Here is an 18,073-nt window from a genome sequence, read left to right on the forward strand (position 1 = left end):
ACAGGCGCCTGAAAGGTGTGCCGAGCATAATTCGCCAACCTTAACGGCACATTAAGCCGCCGCGCTTTTTGCGCACCGGCTGCCGTGATACCTCCAGGCCACTCCAGAGCATGAGACTCCTTATCGTTGAAGACGACCCGATGCTGGGCGACGGGCTGCGCCGCGGCCTGCAGCTGCTCGACTACGCGGTCGACTGGTTCCGCAACGGCACCGATGCCGACCACGCGCTCGCGCTGGCCCACTACGATGCCGTGGTGCTCGACCTGGGCCTGCCCGGCGACGACGGCATGACGCTGCTGGCGCGCTGGCGCGGGCGCGGCTGCCGCATCCCGGTGATCGTGCTGACCGCGCGCGATGCCGTCGACAGCCGCATCGGCGGGCTCGATGCCGGTGCCGACGACTACCTGGTCAAGCCGGTCGCGCTCGACGAGCTGGCGGCGCGGCTGCGCGCGGTCACGCGCCGCGCGGCGGGCATGTCCGCGCCGGTGTGGCAGCACGGCGCGCTGGCCTTCCACCCGGCCGCGCGCCAGGCGTACTGGCAGGGCCAGCCGGTGGAGCTGACCAGCCGCGAAGCCATGCTGCTGGAGCTGCTGCTGGCGCATCCCAACCGTCTGCTGACGCGCGAGGTGCTGCGCGACAAACTCTACGACTGGCAGGGCGGCATCGAGAGCAACGCGCTCGAAGTCCATATCCACCACCTGCGCCGCAAGATCCATCCGAAGATCGTGCGCACCTTCCGCGGCGCCGGCTACACGCTGGGCGCGGCCGAGGACTGCGCATGACGCTGCAGCGCAGGCTGGTGCTGGCGGTGCTGGTGGTCGCGCCGGTGGTATGGCTGCTTACGCTGGGCATGACCTACGTACGCGCCCGGCACGAGATCAACGAGCTCTATGACACCGACATGGTGCGCATGGCGCTGCAGATGCAGTCGGTGGTGCCGCTGGTCGACATCGGCGCCGGCCTGTCGCGTGCGCGCGTGCCGCGTCTGGATGAGGGTGACCTGGGCGATGCCGGCCTGGGCGACCTCGCCATCGCCGCGTGGCTGCCCGACGGCAAGCCGCTTCATATCGATCCCGACGGCGACAAGCTGCCGCGCGCCGAAGGCGTCAAGGGCTTTACCGACGTCACGCTCGAGCGCCAGCGCTGGCGGCTCTATTATCTCGACGATCCCGACACCGGCTGGCGCGTGTGCGTGGGCCAGCAGCTGGGCGAGCGCAATGAGCTGATCCTGTCCTACATCGCCGCACAGGTGCTGCCGTGGGCGGTGGGCCTGCCGCTGCTGATCGGCCTGCTGATCGGCTTCATGCGGCGCGCGATGGCGCCGGTGCGCACGCTGTCCGCGGATATCGAGGCGCGTGCCACCGACGATCGCCGTCCGCTCAGCCTCGCTGCCGTACCCGGCGAACTGGTGCCGCTGGTGCATGCGATGAACCGGCTGCTGGCGCGCGTTTCCGATTCGATCGAGCATGAGCGGCGCCTGACCGCCGATGCCGCGCACGAGATGCGCACGCCGCTGGCCGCGCTCAAGGCGCAGTGGGAAATCGCCGAGCGCTCGCCCGACCGCGACGAACGTGCGCTGGCGCGGGCCAATGTCGCCGCCGGCATCGACCGCATCGGCCGGCTGGTGTCGCAGCTGCTGACGCTGAGCCGGCTCGAGGACGCCGCCGGGCTGCCGTCGCGCCAGCCGGTCAACTGGGTGCCGGTGGCGCAGCAGGCGTTGTCCGACTGCCTGGCGCTGGCGCAGCAGAAGCAGGTCGACGTGGAACTGGCCTGGCCGCCGCAAGGCCAGTCGCCGTTGCCCGTGGCGGGCGATCCCGCGCTGCTGTCGCTGCTGCTGCGCAACCTGCTCGACAACGCCATCCGCTACAGCCCGCCGGGCGCGCTGGTGCTGGTCGAGTTCCGGCGCGACAGCATCACCGTGCGCGACCAGGGGCCCGGCGTCGCGCCGGAACTGCTGGCGCGCCTCGGCGACCGCTTCTTCCGCGGCGCCGGGCAGCGCGAGCAGGGCCACGGCCTGGGCATTTCCATCGCGCGGCGGGTGGCGCGGCTGCATGGGCTGGAGATGGCGTTTGCCAACCGTGTCGAGGGCGCCGAGGGCTCCGGCAAAGGCCTGGTCGTGCGCATCGTCCACGGCGCGTGAAAAGACAACGCCCCGCACGGCTTCCCGTGCGGGGCGTTGTGTCCCAAGCAGGCGCGTCAGCGCTTGAGCTTGGCGAAGGCGGCGGCCATGGCACCGGCCGGCTCGGGCTCGCGGCGGCCGCCGCCGAAGCCCTTGCCGCCGCCATTGCGCTGGCCGCTGCGGTCACCACCACCCGCACGCGCCGCGGCCTGGCCGGGCTCGTCGTCGAGCCGCATCGACAGGCCGATGCGGTTGCGCTTGACGTCAACCTCCATCACCTTGACCTTGACGATCTGCCCGGCCTTGACCACCTCATGCGCGTCCTTGACGAACTTGTTCGACAGCGCCGAGATATGGACCAGGCCGTCCTGGTGCACGCCGATATCGACAAACGCGCCGAACGCGGCCACGTTGGTGACCACGCCTTCGAGCACCATGCCGGGCTGCAGGTCCTTGACGTCCTCCACGCCTTCCTGGAAGGTCGCGGTCTTGAATTCGGGGCGCGGGTCGCGGCCCGGCTTTTCCAGTTCGGACAGGATGTCGCGCACCGTGGGCAGGCCGAACGCATCGTCGGTGAACTTTTCCGGCGCCAGCCCGCGCAGCGCCTCGCGGTTGCCCATCACATCGCGCAGGCCCTTCTTGACGTGGTCCAGGATGCGCTGCACCACCGGGTACGCTTCCGGGTGCACCGACGAGCGGTCGAGCGGATTGTCGCCGTCGTTGATGCGCAGGAAGCCGGCGGCCTGCTCGAAGGTCTTGTCGCCCAGGCGCGGCACCTGCTTCAGCGCATTGCGGTTGGCGAAGGCGCCGTTGGCGTCGCGGAACTCGACGATATTGCGCGCCAGCACCGAATTCAGGCCCGACACGCGCGCCAGCAGCGGCGCCGAGGCGGTGTTGACGTCGACGCCGACGGCGTTGACGCAGTCCTCGACCACCGCGTCGAGCGCGCGCGCCAGCTCGCGCTGGTTGACGTCGTGCTGGTACTGGCCCACGCCGATCGACTTGGGATCGATCTTGACCAGCTCGGCGAGCGGATCCTGCAGCCGGCGCGCGATCGACACCGCCCCGCGCAGCGACACATCCAGGTCAGGGAATTCCTTGGCGGCCAGTTCGGACGCCGAGTAAACCGAAGCGCCGGCTTCGCTGACGACGATCTTGGTCAGCTTGAGCTCGGGCATCTGCTTCATCAGGTCCTGCACCAGCTTGTCGGTCTCGCGGCTGGCGGTGCCGTTGCCGATCGAGACCAGCGCCACGCCGTGCTGCCTTGCCAGGCGCGCCAGCACCGCCAGCGAGCCGTTCCAGTCGCGGCGCGGCTCGTGCGGATAAATGGTGGCGGTCTCCAGCAGCTTGCCGGTGCTGTCGACCACCGCCACCTTGCAGCCGGTGCGGATGCCGGGGTCGATGCCCATCACCGCCTTGGGACCGGCCGGCGCCGCCAGCAGCAGCTCATGCAGGTTGCGGCCGAACACCTTGATGGCCTCGCTCTCGGCGGTTTCGCGCAGCTGCGTCAGCAGCTCGGTCTCCAGGTGCGGCTGCACCTTGACGCGCCAGCACCAGCGGCACACGTCGCCGAGCCACTTGTCGGCTGGGCGGCCCAGCTGCTGGATGCCGACATGGCGCGCGATCATGCCTTCGCACGGGTGCGGCACCAGCGCGTCCTGCTCTTCGCCCAGGCCCAGCTTGACCATCAGCACGCCGGCATTGCGGCCGCGGAACAGCGCCAGCGCGCGATGCGACGGCACCGTGCGCAGGGTCTCGCTGTAGTTGTAGTAGTCGCGGAATTTCTCTTCTTCCGCGGTTTCCTTGCCTTCCATCACCGTGGAGGCCACCACGCCGTGGTTCCACAGGTGCTCGCGCAGCTTGCCCAGCAGCTCGGCGGTTTCGCCGAACTGTTCCGACAGGATGTCGCGCGCGCCGTCGAGCGCGGCCTTGACGTCGGGCACGCCGCCGTCGGCGGTGGGGTTGCCGTTGACGTACTTCGCTGCCTCGGCCTGCGGGTCGAGCGTGGGATCGGCCAGCAACGCCAGCGCCAGCGGCTCCAGCCCGCATTCGCGCGCGATCTGGGCGCGGGTGCGGCGCTTGGGCTTGTAGGGCAGGTAGAGGTCTTCCAGCGCCTGCTTGGTCTGCGCGGCTTCGATCGCGGCCTGCAGCTCGGGCGTGAGCTTGCCTTGCTCCTCGATCGACGCCAGGATCGCGGCGCGGCGGTCTTCCATGTCGCGCAGGTACAGCAGGCGCTCTTCCAGGTTGCGCAGCTGCGTATCGTCGAGGTTGCCGGTCACTTCCTTGCGGTAGCGGGCGATGAAGGGGACGGTCGCGCCTTCATCGAGCAGCGCCACGGCCGCGGCCACCTGGCGGGGCTGCACGGACAGTTCGGCCGCGATGAGCGCGACGATCTTTTGCGAGACGGATGCGGGCAGGTTGGACATCGTGGAACGCAGCGTGAGACGCAGTCAGTCGAAAGCGGGGCATTTTGCCACAAGCGCGCGGGCCTCCGGCAGGGCCGGCGGCGCGGCGCCCGCGGGAGGCGTTGCGCGCACGTGCGCGGGTGCCCGCGGGTGCCATCAGGCAGGCCCCGGACCGGCCCGGATGCTAGAATCCGGACATGATCGTCAAGTCCCGCCCGGCCGCCGACCAGGCCACCCATCCGGCCATGCCAACCATCGCCAACGTGCCCGAATTCACCTTGTTCCGCCGCGGCGCCCTGGCTGCCGTAGCCGTGGCGGCCTGCGCCGCGCTGATGCCGCTGCGCGCGGCACAGGCGCAGGCTTCGGCGCCCGCCGCGGCGCCCGCATCGGCTGGCGCGCGCGACTTTGCCGCCGAGCGCAAGGCCATCGGCGATTCGCGCGCGTGGACCAACTACCGCTTCGCCGCCGCCGAACGCGAGTGCTACAGCAAGTTCTTCGTCACCCGCTGCATCGACAACGCCAAGGAAATCCAGCGCGAGGAGCTGCAGGTGCTGCGCAAGCGCGAGCTGGAAGTAGGCGAGGCCGAGCGCGCCCACCGCGCCGCCGAGCGCGACCGCGAACAGGCCCTGCGCCGCGCCGAGTTTGAGGCCAGCCAGCCGCAGCGCGCCGCCAGCGAACAGTCCAGCCGCGAGGCGTTCGAGAAGAAGCAGCAGGAACAGCAGCTGCGCGACGCACAGCGCCAGGCCGAGGCCCCGCAGCGTGCCGCCAACGCGCAGGCCTATGAGCAGAAGCAGTCCGACTTCGATGCCCGCATGCGCGAGGCGCAGCAGAAGGGCGCGGAACAGGCCCGCCAGCGCGAGGAGAACGTGAAGGCATACGAAGCCAAGCAGCGCGACCTCGAACAGCGCCAAAAGGCGCTGGAGGAGCGGCGCGCCAAGGCTCGGGAGCAGCAACAGGGTCCGGCGTCGGCGCCGCGTCCGTTCGGCTTCTGAGCCCCGGCACCGTGATGGCAGCGGAGGCATAGATGGACAGCAACCTGAATACCCTGGAACGGCGCATCATGGAGCTGCAGATCGAGCACCGCGATCTCGACTTCCTGATCGACCGGCTGGCCGGCGATGTAGTCCATGACGAATTGCAGCTGCGCCGGCTGAAGAAGCGCCGGCTCAAGCTGAAGGACGCCATCACGCTGCTGCAGCTCCAGCTCGAACCCGACGTGCCGGCCTGAGCGCCGACGCGCCCCGGGCGCGGCGATGGCCGGCAAGCGCTGCCGGTTTGCCGCAGCCCATACAACATTCCCCACCTTGTCCGATCTTCCCGATTCCCGCCAGTTGTCCCTGGACAGCGACCCCAGCGACCCCAGCGAGTCCGCCGCGCCTGGCCATGCCGCGCAGGCCGATGCTGCCGCCAGCCGCGGCGCCGAGCTTGCCACCATCTTTGCAGATACCGGCACGCTGGCCCAGGCCATTCCCGGCTACCGCCCGCGCGCGTCGCAGCACAAGATGGCCGAGGCCGTCGCCGGCGCGATCGCGCAGAACGATTCCGTCATCGTCGAGGCCGGCACCGGCACCGGCAAGACCTACGCCTACCTGGTGCCGGCGATGCTGTGGGGCGGCAAGGTGATCCTGTCGACCGGCACCAAGAACCTGCAGGACCAGCTGTTCCTGCGCGACATCCCGACCGTGCGCCATGCGCTCAACGTGCCGGTCTCGGTGGCGCTGCTCAAGGGGCGCGCCAACTACGTCTGCCACTACCACCTGGAGCGCGCGCAGGCCGGCGGGCGCCTGGCCTCGCGCCAGGATGCGGCGTGGCTGCGCGAGATCGGGCGCTTCATCAAGGAAACCGCGACCGGCGACAAGGCGGAACTGGCGTCGGTGCCGGAGAACGCCCCGGTGTGGCAGATGGTGACCTCCACGCGCGACAACTGCCTCGGCTCGGAATGCCCGTATTACAAGGACTGCTTCGTGATGCGCGCGCGCAAGGAAGCGCAGCAGGCAGACGTGGTGGTGGTCAACCACCACCTGTTCTTTGCCGACGTGGTGCTGCGCGACACCGGCATGGCCGAGCTGCTGCCCGCCGCCAACACCGTGATCTTCGACGAGGCGCACCAGCTGCCCGAAACCGCGACGCTGTTCTTCGGCGAGACCCTGTCGACCAGCCAGCTGCTCGAGATCGCGCGCGACACCGTGGCAGAAGGCCTGTCGCATGCGCGCGATGCGGTCGACTGGGTGGCGCTGGGCGCGCCGCTGGAACGCGCCGCGCGCGACCTGCGCCTGGCCTTCGGCAAGGACAACGCGCGCCTGGCGCTGGGGCAGATCGAGGCCGACCGCCGCATCGCCGAACCCTTCAACGAGACCCTCGATGCGCTGGATGCGGCGCTGTCCGACTTCGTCGAGATGCTCGAGAGCCAGGCCGAGCGCGCCGAATCGCTGCAGCAATGCCACCGCCGCGCGCTCGAGCTGGCCAACAAGCTGGCCGCCTGGCGCACCGATGCCCCCGCTGCACCGGCGCCGCAGCTACAGGAGGGCGAGGAGCAGGGAGAGGCCGCGGCGGCGACCGGCCCGGAGACCGTGCGCTGGGTCGAAGTGTTCTCGCACACCGTGCAGCTGCACCGCACGCCGCTGTCGATCGCGCCGATCTTCACGCGCCAGCGCGGCGGCCAGCCGCGCGCGTGGGTTTTCACCTCGGCGACGCTGTCGGTGAAGGGCAATTTCACCCACTACGCCGCGCAGCTGGGCCTCGACAAGGAGCGCTCGCTGACGCTGCCCAGCCCGTTCGATTACGCGAAGCAGGGTCTGCTGTACGTGCCGCGCGACATGCCCGCGCCGCAGTCGCCGCAGTTCACCGATGCGGTGGTGCAGGCCGCGCTGCCGCTGATCGAGGCCGCCGGCGGGCGCACCTTCCTGCTGTGCACCACGCTGCGCGCGGTGCAGCGGGCCTCGGACCTTCTCTATGACGCCTTTGCCGAACGCGGGCTGAACCTGCCGCTGCTGGTGCAGGGCCAGGCCAGCCGCACCGAGCTGCTGGACCGCTTCCGCGAGCTGGGCAATGCGGTGCTGGTGGGCAGCCAGAGTTTCTGGGAGGGCGTGGACGTGCGCGGCGAGGCGCTGTCGCTGGTGATCATCGACAAGCTGCCGTTCGCGCCGCCCGACGATCCGGTGCTGGCCGCGCGCATGGAAGTGCTGCAGAAGAAGGGCTTGAGCCCGTTTGCCGTGCACCAGCTGCCGCATGCGGTGATCACGCTCAAGCAGGGGGCGGGGCGGCTGATCCGTTCCGAGTCGGATCGCGGCGTGCTGGCGATCTTCGATACGCGCCTGGTCGAGAAGCCCTACGGGCGCCAGATCTGGCAGAGCCTGCCGCCGTTCACGCGCACGCGCGAGGCGGCCACGGTGGTGCGCTTCCTCGAGTCGCTGCGCGGTTCGCCCGCCGGGCAGCAGGACGAAACCGGTGACGGGGATGCCGCCGCCGACTGATCACGACGGAGGACGGCAATAACCGCGGCAAAAGAAAAACGGGACGGTCATCCGACACGTCCCGTTTCTTATTGCTGCCGGCGCGGCGGCGTCAGAACACTTCCCACCAGGACTTGTCCTTGCGGCGTGCGCCGTACTTGATGAAGTCGCTCTCCGGGAAGTTCTTCTCCATCACGCGCGCGGTGTCGTCGCGCAGGTCCTTCATGCCCATCGCGTCGTACGAGCGGATCATGATGTACAGCGCCTCTTCGTTGGCCGGCGCGCCGTCGTAGTCCTTCAGCGACTGCTGGGCGCGGTTGACCGCGGCAAGGTAGGCGCCGCGCCGGTAGTAGTAGCGCGCGGCGTGCACTTCATGCTGGGCCAGCGAGTTGACGATGTACTGCATGCGCAGCGTGGCGTCCGGCGTGTACTTGCTTTCCGGGTAGCGCGTGATCAGCGTATGGAAGGCATCGTAGGCGGCGCGCGCGGCCTTGGGATCGCGCTCGCTCAGGTCCTGGCCCGAGAAGCGGCCCAGCCAGCCGAGGTTGTCGTTGAAGTTGATCAGCCCCTTCAGGTAGTAGGCGTAATCGATGGTGGGATGGTTCGGGTGCAGCTGGATGAAGCGATCCACCGCCGCCAGCGCGGCATCGGTCTCGCCGTCCTTGTAGTTGGCGTAGGCGGTGTCGATCTGCGCCTGCTGCGCATAGCGCCCGAACGGATAGCGGCCCTCGAGCTTTTCATACAGCTTGACGGCGCGGGTGTAGTCGCCGCCATCGAGGGCATCCTTGGCTTCCGAATATAATTTGTTGGCCGACCAGCCAGCGGTCTCGTCGGGCTGGTCCGCGAGCAGGCCGCATGCCGACAGCATGACGCAGCCGCCTGCGAGCAGAACCGCTCCAATTGTCGTGCGCCAGCGCGCGCGTTTCATGCTCTGCAATTGCATGGGCAATCGTATCCCGGATGAAGAAAAATAGCGTCAAGCATTATAGCCCAAGCCCCCAGCCCAACCCGCAAGCCGGAGATGGCGTAGGAGGACTGCCGCCCGAACGGGTGCGCGCCGCCGCGGTGGTGGCCGATTTCGAGGCCGGCGTGGAGGAATTCGACGATGCCGCCGACGCGCCCGGCGCTGCAGCCGATGCGGCCGACGCGGCCATGACCCTGTCGCTGGAGGTGGACAGCGCCTCGCATGGCGAGCGTCTCGACAAATTGCTGGCGCGTCACTTCAGCGAGTTTTCGCGCAGCCGCCTGCAGCAATGGATCGAGAGCGGCGCGGTGCGCGTCGACGGGCAGGTGCGCCGTCCGCGCGACGCGGTGCAGATGGGCAACCGGATCGAGGTCCGGCCCCAGGCCGCGCCGGAATCGTCGGCCTTTGCGCCCGAAAACGTGCCGCTCGACGTCGTCTACGAGGACGACACGCTGCTGGTGATCAACAAGCCCGCCGGGCTTGTGGTGCATCCCGCCGCCGGCAACTGGAGCGGCACCGTGCTCAATGGCCTGCTGCATCGGGACCCGGGCGCCGCGTCGCTGCCGCGCGCGGGCATCGTGCACCGGCTCGACAAGGAGACCTCGGGTTTGATGGTGGTGGCGCGCACGCTGACCGCGCAGACCGACCTGGTGCGGCAACTGCAGGCGCGCACGGTCAAGCGCACCTATATCGCGCTGGTCTGGGGCCGCACCTATGACGAGGGCACCATCGATGCGCCCATCGGCCGCGACCCGCGCGAGCGCACCCGCATGGCGATCGTGCAGACCGCCAGCGGCAAGCCGTCGCGCACGCATTTCCGCACGCTGGCCACGGTGCCGCTGGGGCGGGGCTTCGTGTCGATGGTGATGTGCAAGCTCGAGACCGGCCGCACCCACCAGATCCGCGTGCATTTCGAATCGATCGGCCATCCGCTGGTGGGCGATCCGGTCTATTTCCGCGCCACCCAGCGCGGCCAGCGTCCCGCGATCCGCGTGCCGCTGCCGGTGCCGTACGAGCGCCAGGCGCTGCATGCGTACAAGCTCGGCCTGGTGCATCCGGCCACCGGCAAGCACATGTCGTGGACCGCGCAGCCGCCCCAGGACCTGAAGGCGCTGATCGATGCGCTCGACTTCGAGAGCGCGCAGGCCGACGACGAAGACGAGGCCTGGGACGAAGTGTGGGAGGGCGGCGAGGCCCACTGGGAATACGCCGGCGATGATGACGATGACGACGACGGCGACGGCGATGAGCGCGACGCCTGATCCCGCCTGGCTGGTGCCCGACTGGCCGGCGCCGGCGCGCGTGCGCGCGCTGTCGACCACGCGCCAGGGCGGGGTCAGCCAGGGCCCGTACGGGCTGGCCGGCGGCATGCCGGGCGGCCTGAACCTGGGCACCCATGTTGGCGACGATGCGGGCGACGTCGCGCGCAACCGCGCGCGGCTGGCCGCGTGCCTGCCGTCGATGCCGCAATGGCTGGAACAGGTGCATGGCTGCGCGGTCGCGACGGTCGACCATGTGGCCGCACCGGGCGATCCTGTGCCGCAGGCCGATGCGAGCCTGGCGGTCACGCCGGGCCACGTCTGCGCCGTGATGACGGCCGACTGCCTGCCGGTGCTGCTGTGCGATGCGCAGGGAACGGTAGTGGGCGCTGCGCATGCGGGCTGGCGCGGCCTGTGCAATGGCGTGATCGAGGCCACGCTGGCGCGGATGCAGGCGGCCGCCGGCGGCGTTGCCACGCGCTGGCTGGCATGGCTGGGTCCGGCGATCGGCCCCGATGCGTTCGAGGTCGGCGCCGAGGTGCGCGAGGCCTTTCTCGCGCAGGCACGCCCGCACGAACAGGCCGCGGTGGCCGCGGCGTTCCGCGCCGGCGCCCCGGGCAAGTATTTTGCCGACATCTATGCGCTGGCGCGCACGCGCCTGGCCCGCGCCGGCTGCGTCGATATCCACGGCGGCGCTGCCTGCACCGTTGCCGATGCCGAGCGCTTCTACTCCTACCGGCGCGACGGCGTGACCGGCCGCATGGCCAGCCTGGTCTGGCTGGCCGACTGAGCAGTCGCGGCCTTACTCGTCCGCGCGCTTCGCCGCCTCGCTCGCCGGGGCGCCTGGCTCCAGCGCGCGTTCGGCCTCGGCCTTGCGCCGGCGCCGGCCGGGTGTGCCCATGATGTAGAGCACCAGCGCCACCGGCGCGACCCCATACATCAGGAAGGTGGCGACCCCCGCCACCACGTTGTGCTCGGTGATCGCCATCATCAGCGCCACGTAGAGCCAGCCAATGGCCACGATGTACATCAGAATTTCATCCTTCTCGACTATGCTCGATGGCCTCGGCAGGTGCGTGTGCTGCATTACCGTCCGGTAGGTCGGGCAGCGCGCGGCGCCGGGGCGGATTTCCGCATTGACAGCGCGCGCGTTGCAAGGCAACAATGGCCTCGAATGTCTCGGAATCGCTGACGATTCCCAGGTTTTTCCGGCAAGCATAACGCATGGCGCTGGCAACCAAGGCGCCGCGCCCGCCGGATAAAAGGGAGCCGCTATCGGAATGGATCCAAGCCTTGGCCGCAGCTTGTGCGAGCCGGGGTTCCAGGCCAGTTCCAGGGCAGATGTGCCGGCTGACCCTCCCGCTAGGGAAGGGCTGGAGCCGGATCCATTCGGATAGCATCTCCCCATGCATAGTGCCGGCCAGGGCAATGCCCGGAGCCGGTTCGAATAGTGACGGCAGAGAGACAAAACTGATCATGGCGACCGGCAAAGGTGCGGCAGCTTCCACGCAGGAAGGCAAGTCCCAACCACCCAAGTTCACGCCGGGGCCATTCGATCCAGCCACCTGGCTGGAATGGTCCCGCCAGTGGCAGGGCACTGAAGGCAACGGCCACGCGGCCGCATCCGGCATGATGGCCGGCATCCCGGGCCTCGATTCGCTGGCAGGCGTCAAGATCGCGCCGGGCCAGCTGGCCGATATCCAGCAGCGCTACATGAAGGACTTCGCCGCGCTCTGGCAGGCGCTGGCCGAGGGCAAGCCCGACGGCACCGGCCCGCTGCACGACCGCCGCTTTGCCGGCGACGCCTGGCGCAACAACGTGCCGTACCGTTACGCCGCCGCTTTCTACCTGCTCAACGCCCGCGCGCTGACCGAACTCGCCGACGCGGTCGAGGCCGATGCCAAGACGCGCCAGCGCATTCGCTTCGCGATCTCGCAGTGGGTCGACGCGATGTCGCCCGCCAACTTCCTTGCCACCAATCCGGAAGCGCAGCGCCTGCTGATCGAATCGGGCGGCGAATCGCTGCGCGCCGGCGTGCGCAACATGATGGAAGACCTGACGCGGGGCAAGATCTCGCAGACCGACGAGACCGCGTTCGAAGTGGGCCGCAATGTCGCGGTGACCGAAGGCGCGGTGGTCTACGAGAACGAATACTTCCAGCTGCTGCAGTACAAGCCGCTCACCGCCAAGGTCCATGCGCGCCCGCTGCTGATGGTGCCGCCTTGCATCAACAAGTACTACATCCTTGACCTGCAGCCCGAAAGCTCGCTGGTGCGGCACACGGTGGAGCAGGGCCATACGGTGTTTCTGGTGTCGTGGCGCAATCCCGATGCCAGCATGGCGTCGCGCACCTGGGACGACTACATCGAGCATGCCGCCATCCGCGCCATCGAAGTCGCGCGCGACATCAGCGGCGAGGACCAGATCAACGTGCTCGGCTTCTGCGTCGGCGGCACCATCATTTCCACCGCGCTCGCGGTGCTGGCCGCGCGCGGCGAGCATCCGGCGGCGAGCCTGACGCTGCTGACCACGCTGCTGGACTTTGCCGACACCGGCATCCTCGACGTCTTCGTCGACGAAGGCCACGTGAAGCTGCGCGAAGCCACGCTGGGTGGCGGTGCCGGCGCGCCATGCGCGCTGCTGCGCGGGCTGGAGCTGGCCAACACCTTCTCGTTCCTGCGCCCGAACGACCTGGTGTGGAACTACGTGGTCGACAACTACCTGAAGGGCAATACCCCGGTGCCGTTCGACCTGCTGTTCTGGAACGGCGACGCGACCAACCTGCCGGGGCCCTGGTACTGCTGGTACCTGCGCCACACCTACCTGCAGAACGAGCTGAAGGTGCCCGGCAAGCTGACCGTATGCGACGCCCCGGTGGACCTGGGCAGCATCGACGTGCCGACCTATCTCTACGGCTCGCGCGAGGACCATATCGTGCCGTGGACCGCAGCCTATGCCTCGATCGCGCTGCTGAAGAACAAGCTGCGCTTCGTGCTGGGCGCCTCCGGCCATATCGCCGGCGTGATCAATCCGCCGGCAAAGAAAAAGCGCAGCCACTGGACCAATGACGCCTTGCCGGCGTCGCCGCAGCAATGGCTGGCCGGCGCCACCGAGCATCCCGGCAGCTGGTGGCCTGACTGGTCGGCATGGCTGGCCAGCCATGCCGGCGCCAAGCGCGCCGCGCCTGCCGAGTACGGCAACGCGCGCTACCCTGCAATCGAACCCGCGCCTGGGCGATACGTCAAAGCCAAGGCTTGATGCCCGCGCGTCCGCCGGCGTGCGCCCAGCGCGTGGCGCCGGCGGACTGCGGGTCCCTGTTTCCATTGAGAGGACTACACCATGACTGACGTTGTCATCGTATCCGCGGCCCGTACCGCGGTTGGCAAATTTGGCGGCTCGCTGGCGAAGATTCCGGCGCCGGAACTGGGTGCCGTGGTGATCAAGGCCGCGCTCGAGCGCGCCGGCATCCAGCCGGAGCAGGTCAGCGAAGTGATCATGGGCCAGGTGCTCACCGCCGGCTCGGGCCAGAACCCGGCGCGCCAGGCTTCGATCAAGGCCGGCCTGCCGGCGATGGTGCCGGCCATGACCATCAACAAGGTGTGCGGCTCGGGCCTGAAGGCAGTGATGATGGCCGCCAACGCCATCATGGCGGGCGATGCCGAGATCGTGGTGGCCGGCGGCCAGGAGAACATGAGCGCCGCGCCGCACGTGCTGCCGGGCTCGCGCGACGGCTTCCGCATGGGCGACACCAAGCTGGTCGACACCATGATCGTCGATGGCCTGTGGGACGTGTACAACCAGTACCACATGGGCATCACCGCCGAGAACGTGGCCAAGGAATACGGCATCACGCGCGAAGCCCAGGATGAATTCGCGGTGGGCTCGCAGAACAAGGCCGAAGCCGCGCAGAAGGCCGGCAAGTTCGACGAAGAAATCGTGCCGGTGCTGATTCCGCAGCGCAAGGGCGACCCGGTGGCGTTCAAGACCGACGAGTTCGTGCGCCACGGCGCCACGCTCGACAGCATGGCCGGTCTCAAGCCCGCCTTCGACAAGGCCGGCTCGGTGACCGCGGCCAACGCTTCGGGCCTGAACGACGGCGCCGCCGCGGTGGTGGTGATGTCGGCCGCCAAGGCCAAGGAACTGGGCCTGACCCCGCTCGCCACCATCAAGAGCTACGCCAACGCCGGCGTGGACCCGAAGGTGATGGGCATGGGCCCGGTGCCGGCGTCCAAGCGCGCGCTGTCGCGCGCCGGCTGGACCCCGCAGGACCTGGACCTGATGGAGATCAACGAGGCCTTCGCCGCGCAGGCGCTGGCGGTGCACCAGCAGATGGGCTGGGATACCTCCAAGGTCAACGTCAACGGCGGCGCCATCGCCATCGGCCACCCGATCGGCGCGTCGGGCTGCCGTATCCTGGTGACGCTGCTGCACGAAATGAAGCGCCGCGATGCCAGGAAGGGCCTGGCGTCGCTGTGCATCGGCGGCGGCATGGGCGTGGCGCTGGCGGTCGAGCGCAATTAAGAAGCGGTGCGCCGGGCGCGCGCATGGCGCGGCCCGGCGGCAAATAACGAAAAGCCAATCAAGGAGTGGACATGACTCAGCGCATTGCGTATGTGACCGGCGGCATGGGTGGTATCGGGACCGCCATCTGCCAGCGGCTGGCCAGGGATGGCTTTCGCGTGGTGGCCGGCTGCGGCCCCAACTCGCCGCGCCGTGAAAAGTGGCTGGAGCAGCAGAAGGCCCTGGGCTTCGACTTCGTCGCTTCCGAAGGCAACGTGGCGGACTGGGACTCGACCAAGGCGGCTTTCGACAAGGTCAAGGCCGAGGTCGGCGAAGTCGATGTGCTGATCAACAATGCCGGCATCACGCGCGACGTGGTGTTTCGCAAGATGACCCGCGCCGACTGGGATGCGGTGATCGACACCAACCTGACCTCGCTGTTCAACGTCACCAAGCAGGTGATCGACGGCATGGCCGACCGCGGCTGGGGCCGCATCGTCAATATCTCGTCGGTGAACGGGCAGAAGGGCCAGTTCGGCCAGACCAACTACTCTACCGCCAAGGCCGGCCTGCACGGCTTCACCATGGCGCTGGCGCAGGAAGTGGCGACCAAGGGCGTGACGGTGAACACGGTTTCGCCGGGCTATATCGCCACCGACATGGTCAAGGCCATCCGCCAGGACGTGCTCGACAAGATCGTTGGCACGATTCCGGTGAAGCGCCTGGGCGAGCCGGAAGAGATCGCCTCGATCTGCGCCTGGCTGGCGTCGGAGGAGTCCGGGTTCTCGACCGGCGCCGACTTCTCGCTCAACGGCGGCCTGCACATGGGCTGACCCGGCGCTGAACCCGCCCGCCGGCGGCCGCGTTTTGCGGTGCAGCCAGCGCGGCGCACAAGGTGGCGGAAGCCGAGTTCCGCCGCCGCTTTCGCGGGCCGTGATGGCCCGCGAATCATTTCCGGGCGTGCGGGATCGGCTCCGCGGCGCGCCGGTCTACCGGGTTTTCCTTAAGCCCGGTCGCTTTTCTTAGTGCTTTGTTGGGCATAGAATCAGGGCAGCGGCGCCGCCGGCACCATAGTCGTGCAGCATGGCCCTCGCGGGGGCGAGACGGCGAGCCGCGGCGCGCAGCCATGCGCGAACAGCCGCAAGACAGCCGGCACGATAACAGCAGATGGCGCGGGCGGTACCGATTTGCGCACTGCACCCCATGCGGTGCAGCAGCGCGCAAACAGCGACGACACAAGGACAGAGCACCGATGGCCACGACCAAAAAAGGCGCAGAGCGACTGATCAAAAAGTATCCCAACCGCAGGCTCTACGATACCCAGACCAGCACCTACATCACCCTGGCGGACGTCAAGCAGCTGGTGATGGAGTCCGAGGACTTCAAGGTCGTCGACGCCAAGTCCGGTGACGAACTGACGCGCAGCATCCTGCTGCAGATCATCCTGGAAGAAGAGACCGGCGGCGTGCCGATGTTCTCCAGCGCGATGCTGTCGCAGATCATCCGCTTCTACGGCCATGCCATGCAGGGCATGATGGGCACCTACCTGGAAAAGAATATCCAGGCCTTCATCGACATCCAGAACAAGCTGGCCGAGAACTCCAAGGGCCTGTATTCCGGCGAAGCGTTCAGCCCCGACATGTGGTCGCAGTTCATGAACATGCAGGGCCCGATGATGCAGGGCATGATGAGCAACTACATCGAGCAGAGCAAGAACCTGTTCGTGCAGATGCAGGAGCAGATGCAGAACCAGGCCAAGAACATGTTCGGCACGTTCCCGTTCAACCAGCCGGACAAGAAGTAGCAACACGCGGCGGCGGGCCGGTCACCCGCCGCGCATCTAACCCGGGCCGGCGCTCAGCCGGCGCTTGCGTGCAGGCGAATCCCCAGCGCCCGCATCACCTTCCAGATCGTCCCGAATTCCGGATTGCCTTCGCCCGACAGCGAACGGTAGAGGCTTTCGCGCGACAGGCCGGTTTCGCGGGCCAGCCGCGTCATGCCGCGCGCGCGCGCGACCACGCCGAGCGCGTAGGCAATGAAGCGATCGTCGTCGCCGGCCTCGGCCAGGCAGGCGTCCAGGTAGGCGGCGATTTGCTGCTGGCTGCGCAGTTGCGCCGGCGAATTCCACGGGCGGGTTGGTTCTTTCATTGGCACATTCTCAGGTTCTTCGCGAGGTAGCGTGCACAGTCTGCGGCAGCGTGCGCGATTGACTGCCTCCGTGGAATCACCGATTCCCGAAAAACCGCCCCATCGCAAAGCAGGTAGAATGCGCGCTTTGCCCCCTCCGGGGCTCTGTATCGCATTTTTCGGCGGCGGCTCAGTTTGGGACTCGCCTTGTTTGCGCGGCGTCCCATGTCCTGCCTTCTCCAACCTTTCTCTCCGGCGCCGGTGCCCGCGGCGCGGTGCCTGCCATGAGCCGGCTGTTCCTGGCCCCGATGGAAGGGCTTGCCGACTATGTGCTGCGCGATGTGCTGACCGATACCGGTGGCTACGACGGCTGCGTGTCGGAGTTCGTGCGGGTGACGGGGTCGCTGCTGCCGGCGCGGGTCTATGAGCGCGACACGCCCGAGATCCTGTCCGGCGGCTATACCCGCAGTGGCACGCCGATGGTGATCCAGTTGCTCGGCAGCGATCCCGAGTGGCTGGCGCGCAATGCCGCCTATGCCGCGACCTTGTCGCCGCATGGCATCGACCTGAACTTCGGCTGCCCCGCCAAGGTTGTCAACCGGCATGGCGGCGGCGCGATGCTGCTGACCAACCCGGCGCTGCTGAACCGGATCGTCGCGTCGGTGCGCGCCGCGGTACCCGCCAATATTCCGGTCACTGCCAAGATGCGGCTGGGCGTCTCGGATACCGCGCTGGCCATCGATTGCGCCACCGCGCTGGCCGAAGGCGGCGCGGCCTCGCTGGTGGTGCATGCCCGTACTCGCGACCACGGCTACCGGCCGCCGGCCCACTGGGACTGGATCGCGCGCATTGCGGCGGCCGTCGACATCCCCGTGATAGCGAATGGCGACGTCTGGACCGTCGCGGACTGGGCGCGGTGCCGCGAGGTCAGCGGCTGTGACGACGTCATGATCGGGCGCGGCGCGGTCTCGGATCCGTTCCTGGCCCTGCGCATTCGCGGCCGGATGGCCAGCACGCCGTCGGCCGAAGAGTGGCCGCTGGTGCTGGGCCAGATCGCGGCCTACCTGAACAAGCTGCATGCCCGCATCGCCTCTTGCCACGAGCATGGACGCGTCAAGCTCTGGCTCAGCTACCTGAAGCGGACCTGGCCGCAGGCGGGCGAATTGCATGCGGCGATCCGGCGCATGCAGGACTCGCTGCAGATCGCGCAGGTCCTGCAAGGCTTGCAAAGCGCGGAGTGACGTCTG

At 68.5% G+C, this 18,073-nt stretch carries 16 protein-coding genes; 12 read left to right on the top strand and 4 right to left on the bottom strand.

Annotated features, from left to right (window positions below):
- Positions 1-110: 110 nt before the first annotated feature.
- Together C7416_RS15935 and C7416_RS15940 are read left to right on the top strand one after the other, a co-directional pair.
- Positions 111-782, top strand: a complete 672-nt coding sequence (locus C7416_RS15935) for a response regulator (RefSeq protein ID WP_111519799.1) — start codon at positions 111-113, stop codon at positions 780-782.
- The gene (locus C7416_RS15940; protein WP_111519800.1) at positions 779-2,140 is read left to right on the top strand and encodes an ATP-binding protein; all 1,362 of its coding nucleotides are present in this window, start codon (positions 779-781) and stop codon (positions 2,138-2,140) included. The genes C7416_RS15935 and C7416_RS15940 overlap by 4 nt, the downstream gene beginning before the upstream one ends.
- 56 nt (positions 2,141-2,196) lie before the next feature.
- On the opposite strand, the gene C7416_RS15945 is transcribed toward C7416_RS15940, so the two are convergent.
- Positions 2,197-4,545, bottom strand: coding sequence for a Tex family protein (locus tag C7416_RS15945; protein ID WP_111519801.1), 2,349 nt, complete (start codon positions 4,543-4,545; stop codon positions 2,197-2,199).
- 176 nt (positions 4,546-4,721) lie between these two features.
- Here C7416_RS15945 and C7416_RS15950 point away from each other — a divergent pair, with 176 nt between their 5' ends.
- The 3 genes from C7416_RS15950 (at position 4,722) to C7416_RS15960 (ending at position 7,997) form a co-directional block, all read left to right on the top strand.
- Positions 4,722-5,516, top strand: coding sequence for a hypothetical protein (locus C7416_RS15950; protein WP_111519802.1), 795 nt, complete (start codon positions 4,722-4,724; stop codon positions 5,514-5,516).
- Positions 5,517-5,548: 32 nt separating this feature from the next.
- Complete coding sequence (locus tag C7416_RS15955; protein WP_018004489.1) at positions 5,549-5,752, top strand: DUF465 domain-containing protein; 204 nt, start codon at positions 5,549-5,551, stop codon at positions 5,750-5,752.
- A gap of 76 nt (positions 5,753-5,828) precedes the next feature.
- A complete protein-coding gene (locus C7416_RS15960) occupies positions 5,829-7,997 on the top strand; it encodes a DNA repair helicase YoaA (RefSeq protein WP_111519901.1) in 2,169 nt (722 codons plus the stop codon).
- Between the two features lie 91 nt (positions 7,998-8,088).
- Here the strand turns inward: C7416_RS15960 and C7416_RS15965 are convergent, their stop codons facing one another.
- A complete protein-coding gene (locus C7416_RS15965) occupies positions 8,089-8,919 on the bottom strand; it encodes an outer membrane protein assembly factor BamD (RefSeq protein ID WP_111519803.1) in 831 nt (276 codons plus the stop codon).
- Between the two features lie 17 nt (positions 8,920-8,936).
- On the opposite strand from C7416_RS15965, the gene C7416_RS15970 reads away from it, so the two are divergent.
- Complete coding sequence (locus C7416_RS15970) at positions 8,937-10,202, top strand: RluA family pseudouridine synthase (RefSeq protein ID WP_111519804.1); 1,266 nt, start codon at positions 8,937-8,939, stop codon at positions 10,200-10,202.
- A complete protein-coding gene (gene pgeF, locus C7416_RS15975; RefSeq protein ID WP_111519805.1) occupies positions 10,186-10,989 on the top strand; it encodes a peptidoglycan editing factor PgeF in 804 nt (267 codons plus the stop codon). The genes C7416_RS15970 and pgeF overlap by 17 nt, the downstream gene beginning before the upstream one ends.
- A gap of 12 nt (positions 10,990-11,001) precedes the next feature.
- On the opposite strand, the gene C7416_RS15980 is transcribed toward pgeF, so the two are convergent.
- A complete protein-coding gene (locus C7416_RS15980) occupies positions 11,002-11,229 on the bottom strand; it encodes a hypothetical protein (RefSeq protein ID WP_111519806.1) in 228 nt (75 codons plus the stop codon).
- Positions 11,230-11,675: 446 nt separating this feature from the next.
- On the opposite strand from C7416_RS15980, the gene phaC reads away from it, so the two are divergent.
- The 4 genes from phaC (at position 11,676) to phaR (ending at position 16,503) form a co-directional block, all read left to right on the top strand.
- A complete protein-coding gene (phaC, locus tag C7416_RS15985; protein ID WP_111519807.1) occupies positions 11,676-13,457 on the top strand; it encodes a class I poly(R)-hydroxyalkanoic acid synthase in 1,782 nt (593 codons plus the stop codon).
- Between the two features lie 81 nt (positions 13,458-13,538).
- Entirely contained in the window at positions 13,539-14,720 is a 1,182-nt protein-coding gene (locus tag C7416_RS15990; protein WP_111519808.1) for an acetyl-CoA C-acetyltransferase, read from the top strand.
- Positions 14,721-14,791: 71 nt separating this feature from the next.
- A complete protein-coding gene (locus tag C7416_RS15995) occupies positions 14,792-15,532 on the top strand; it encodes a 3-ketoacyl-ACP reductase (protein ID WP_012352634.1) in 741 nt (246 codons plus the stop codon).
- 419 nt (positions 15,533-15,951) lie between these two features.
- On the top strand, positions 15,952-16,503 hold the full coding sequence (gene phaR, locus C7416_RS16000; protein WP_111519809.1) for a polyhydroxyalkanoate synthesis repressor PhaR: 552 nt from the start codon (positions 15,952-15,954) through the stop codon (positions 16,501-16,503).
- 53 nt (positions 16,504-16,556) lie between these two features.
- Here phaR and C7416_RS16005 read toward each other — a convergent pair whose 3' ends face one another.
- On the bottom strand, positions 16,557-16,847 hold the full coding sequence (locus C7416_RS16005; RefSeq protein ID WP_111519810.1) for an addiction module antidote protein: 291 nt from the start codon (positions 16,845-16,847) through the stop codon (positions 16,557-16,559).
- 263 nt (positions 16,848-17,110) lie between these two features.
- Between C7416_RS16005 and C7416_RS16010 the strand changes: the two genes are divergently transcribed.
- Complete coding sequence (locus tag C7416_RS16010; protein WP_111519811.1) at positions 17,111-18,067, top strand: tRNA dihydrouridine synthase; 957 nt, start codon at positions 17,111-17,113, stop codon at positions 18,065-18,067.
- Positions 18,068-18,073 lie beyond the last annotated feature (6 nt).

The sequence above is a fragment of the Cupriavidus phytorum genome (assembly GCF_003254285.1).
Lineage (GTDB): Bacteria > Pseudomonadota > Gammaproteobacteria > Burkholderiales > Burkholderiaceae > Cupriavidus > Cupriavidus phytorum.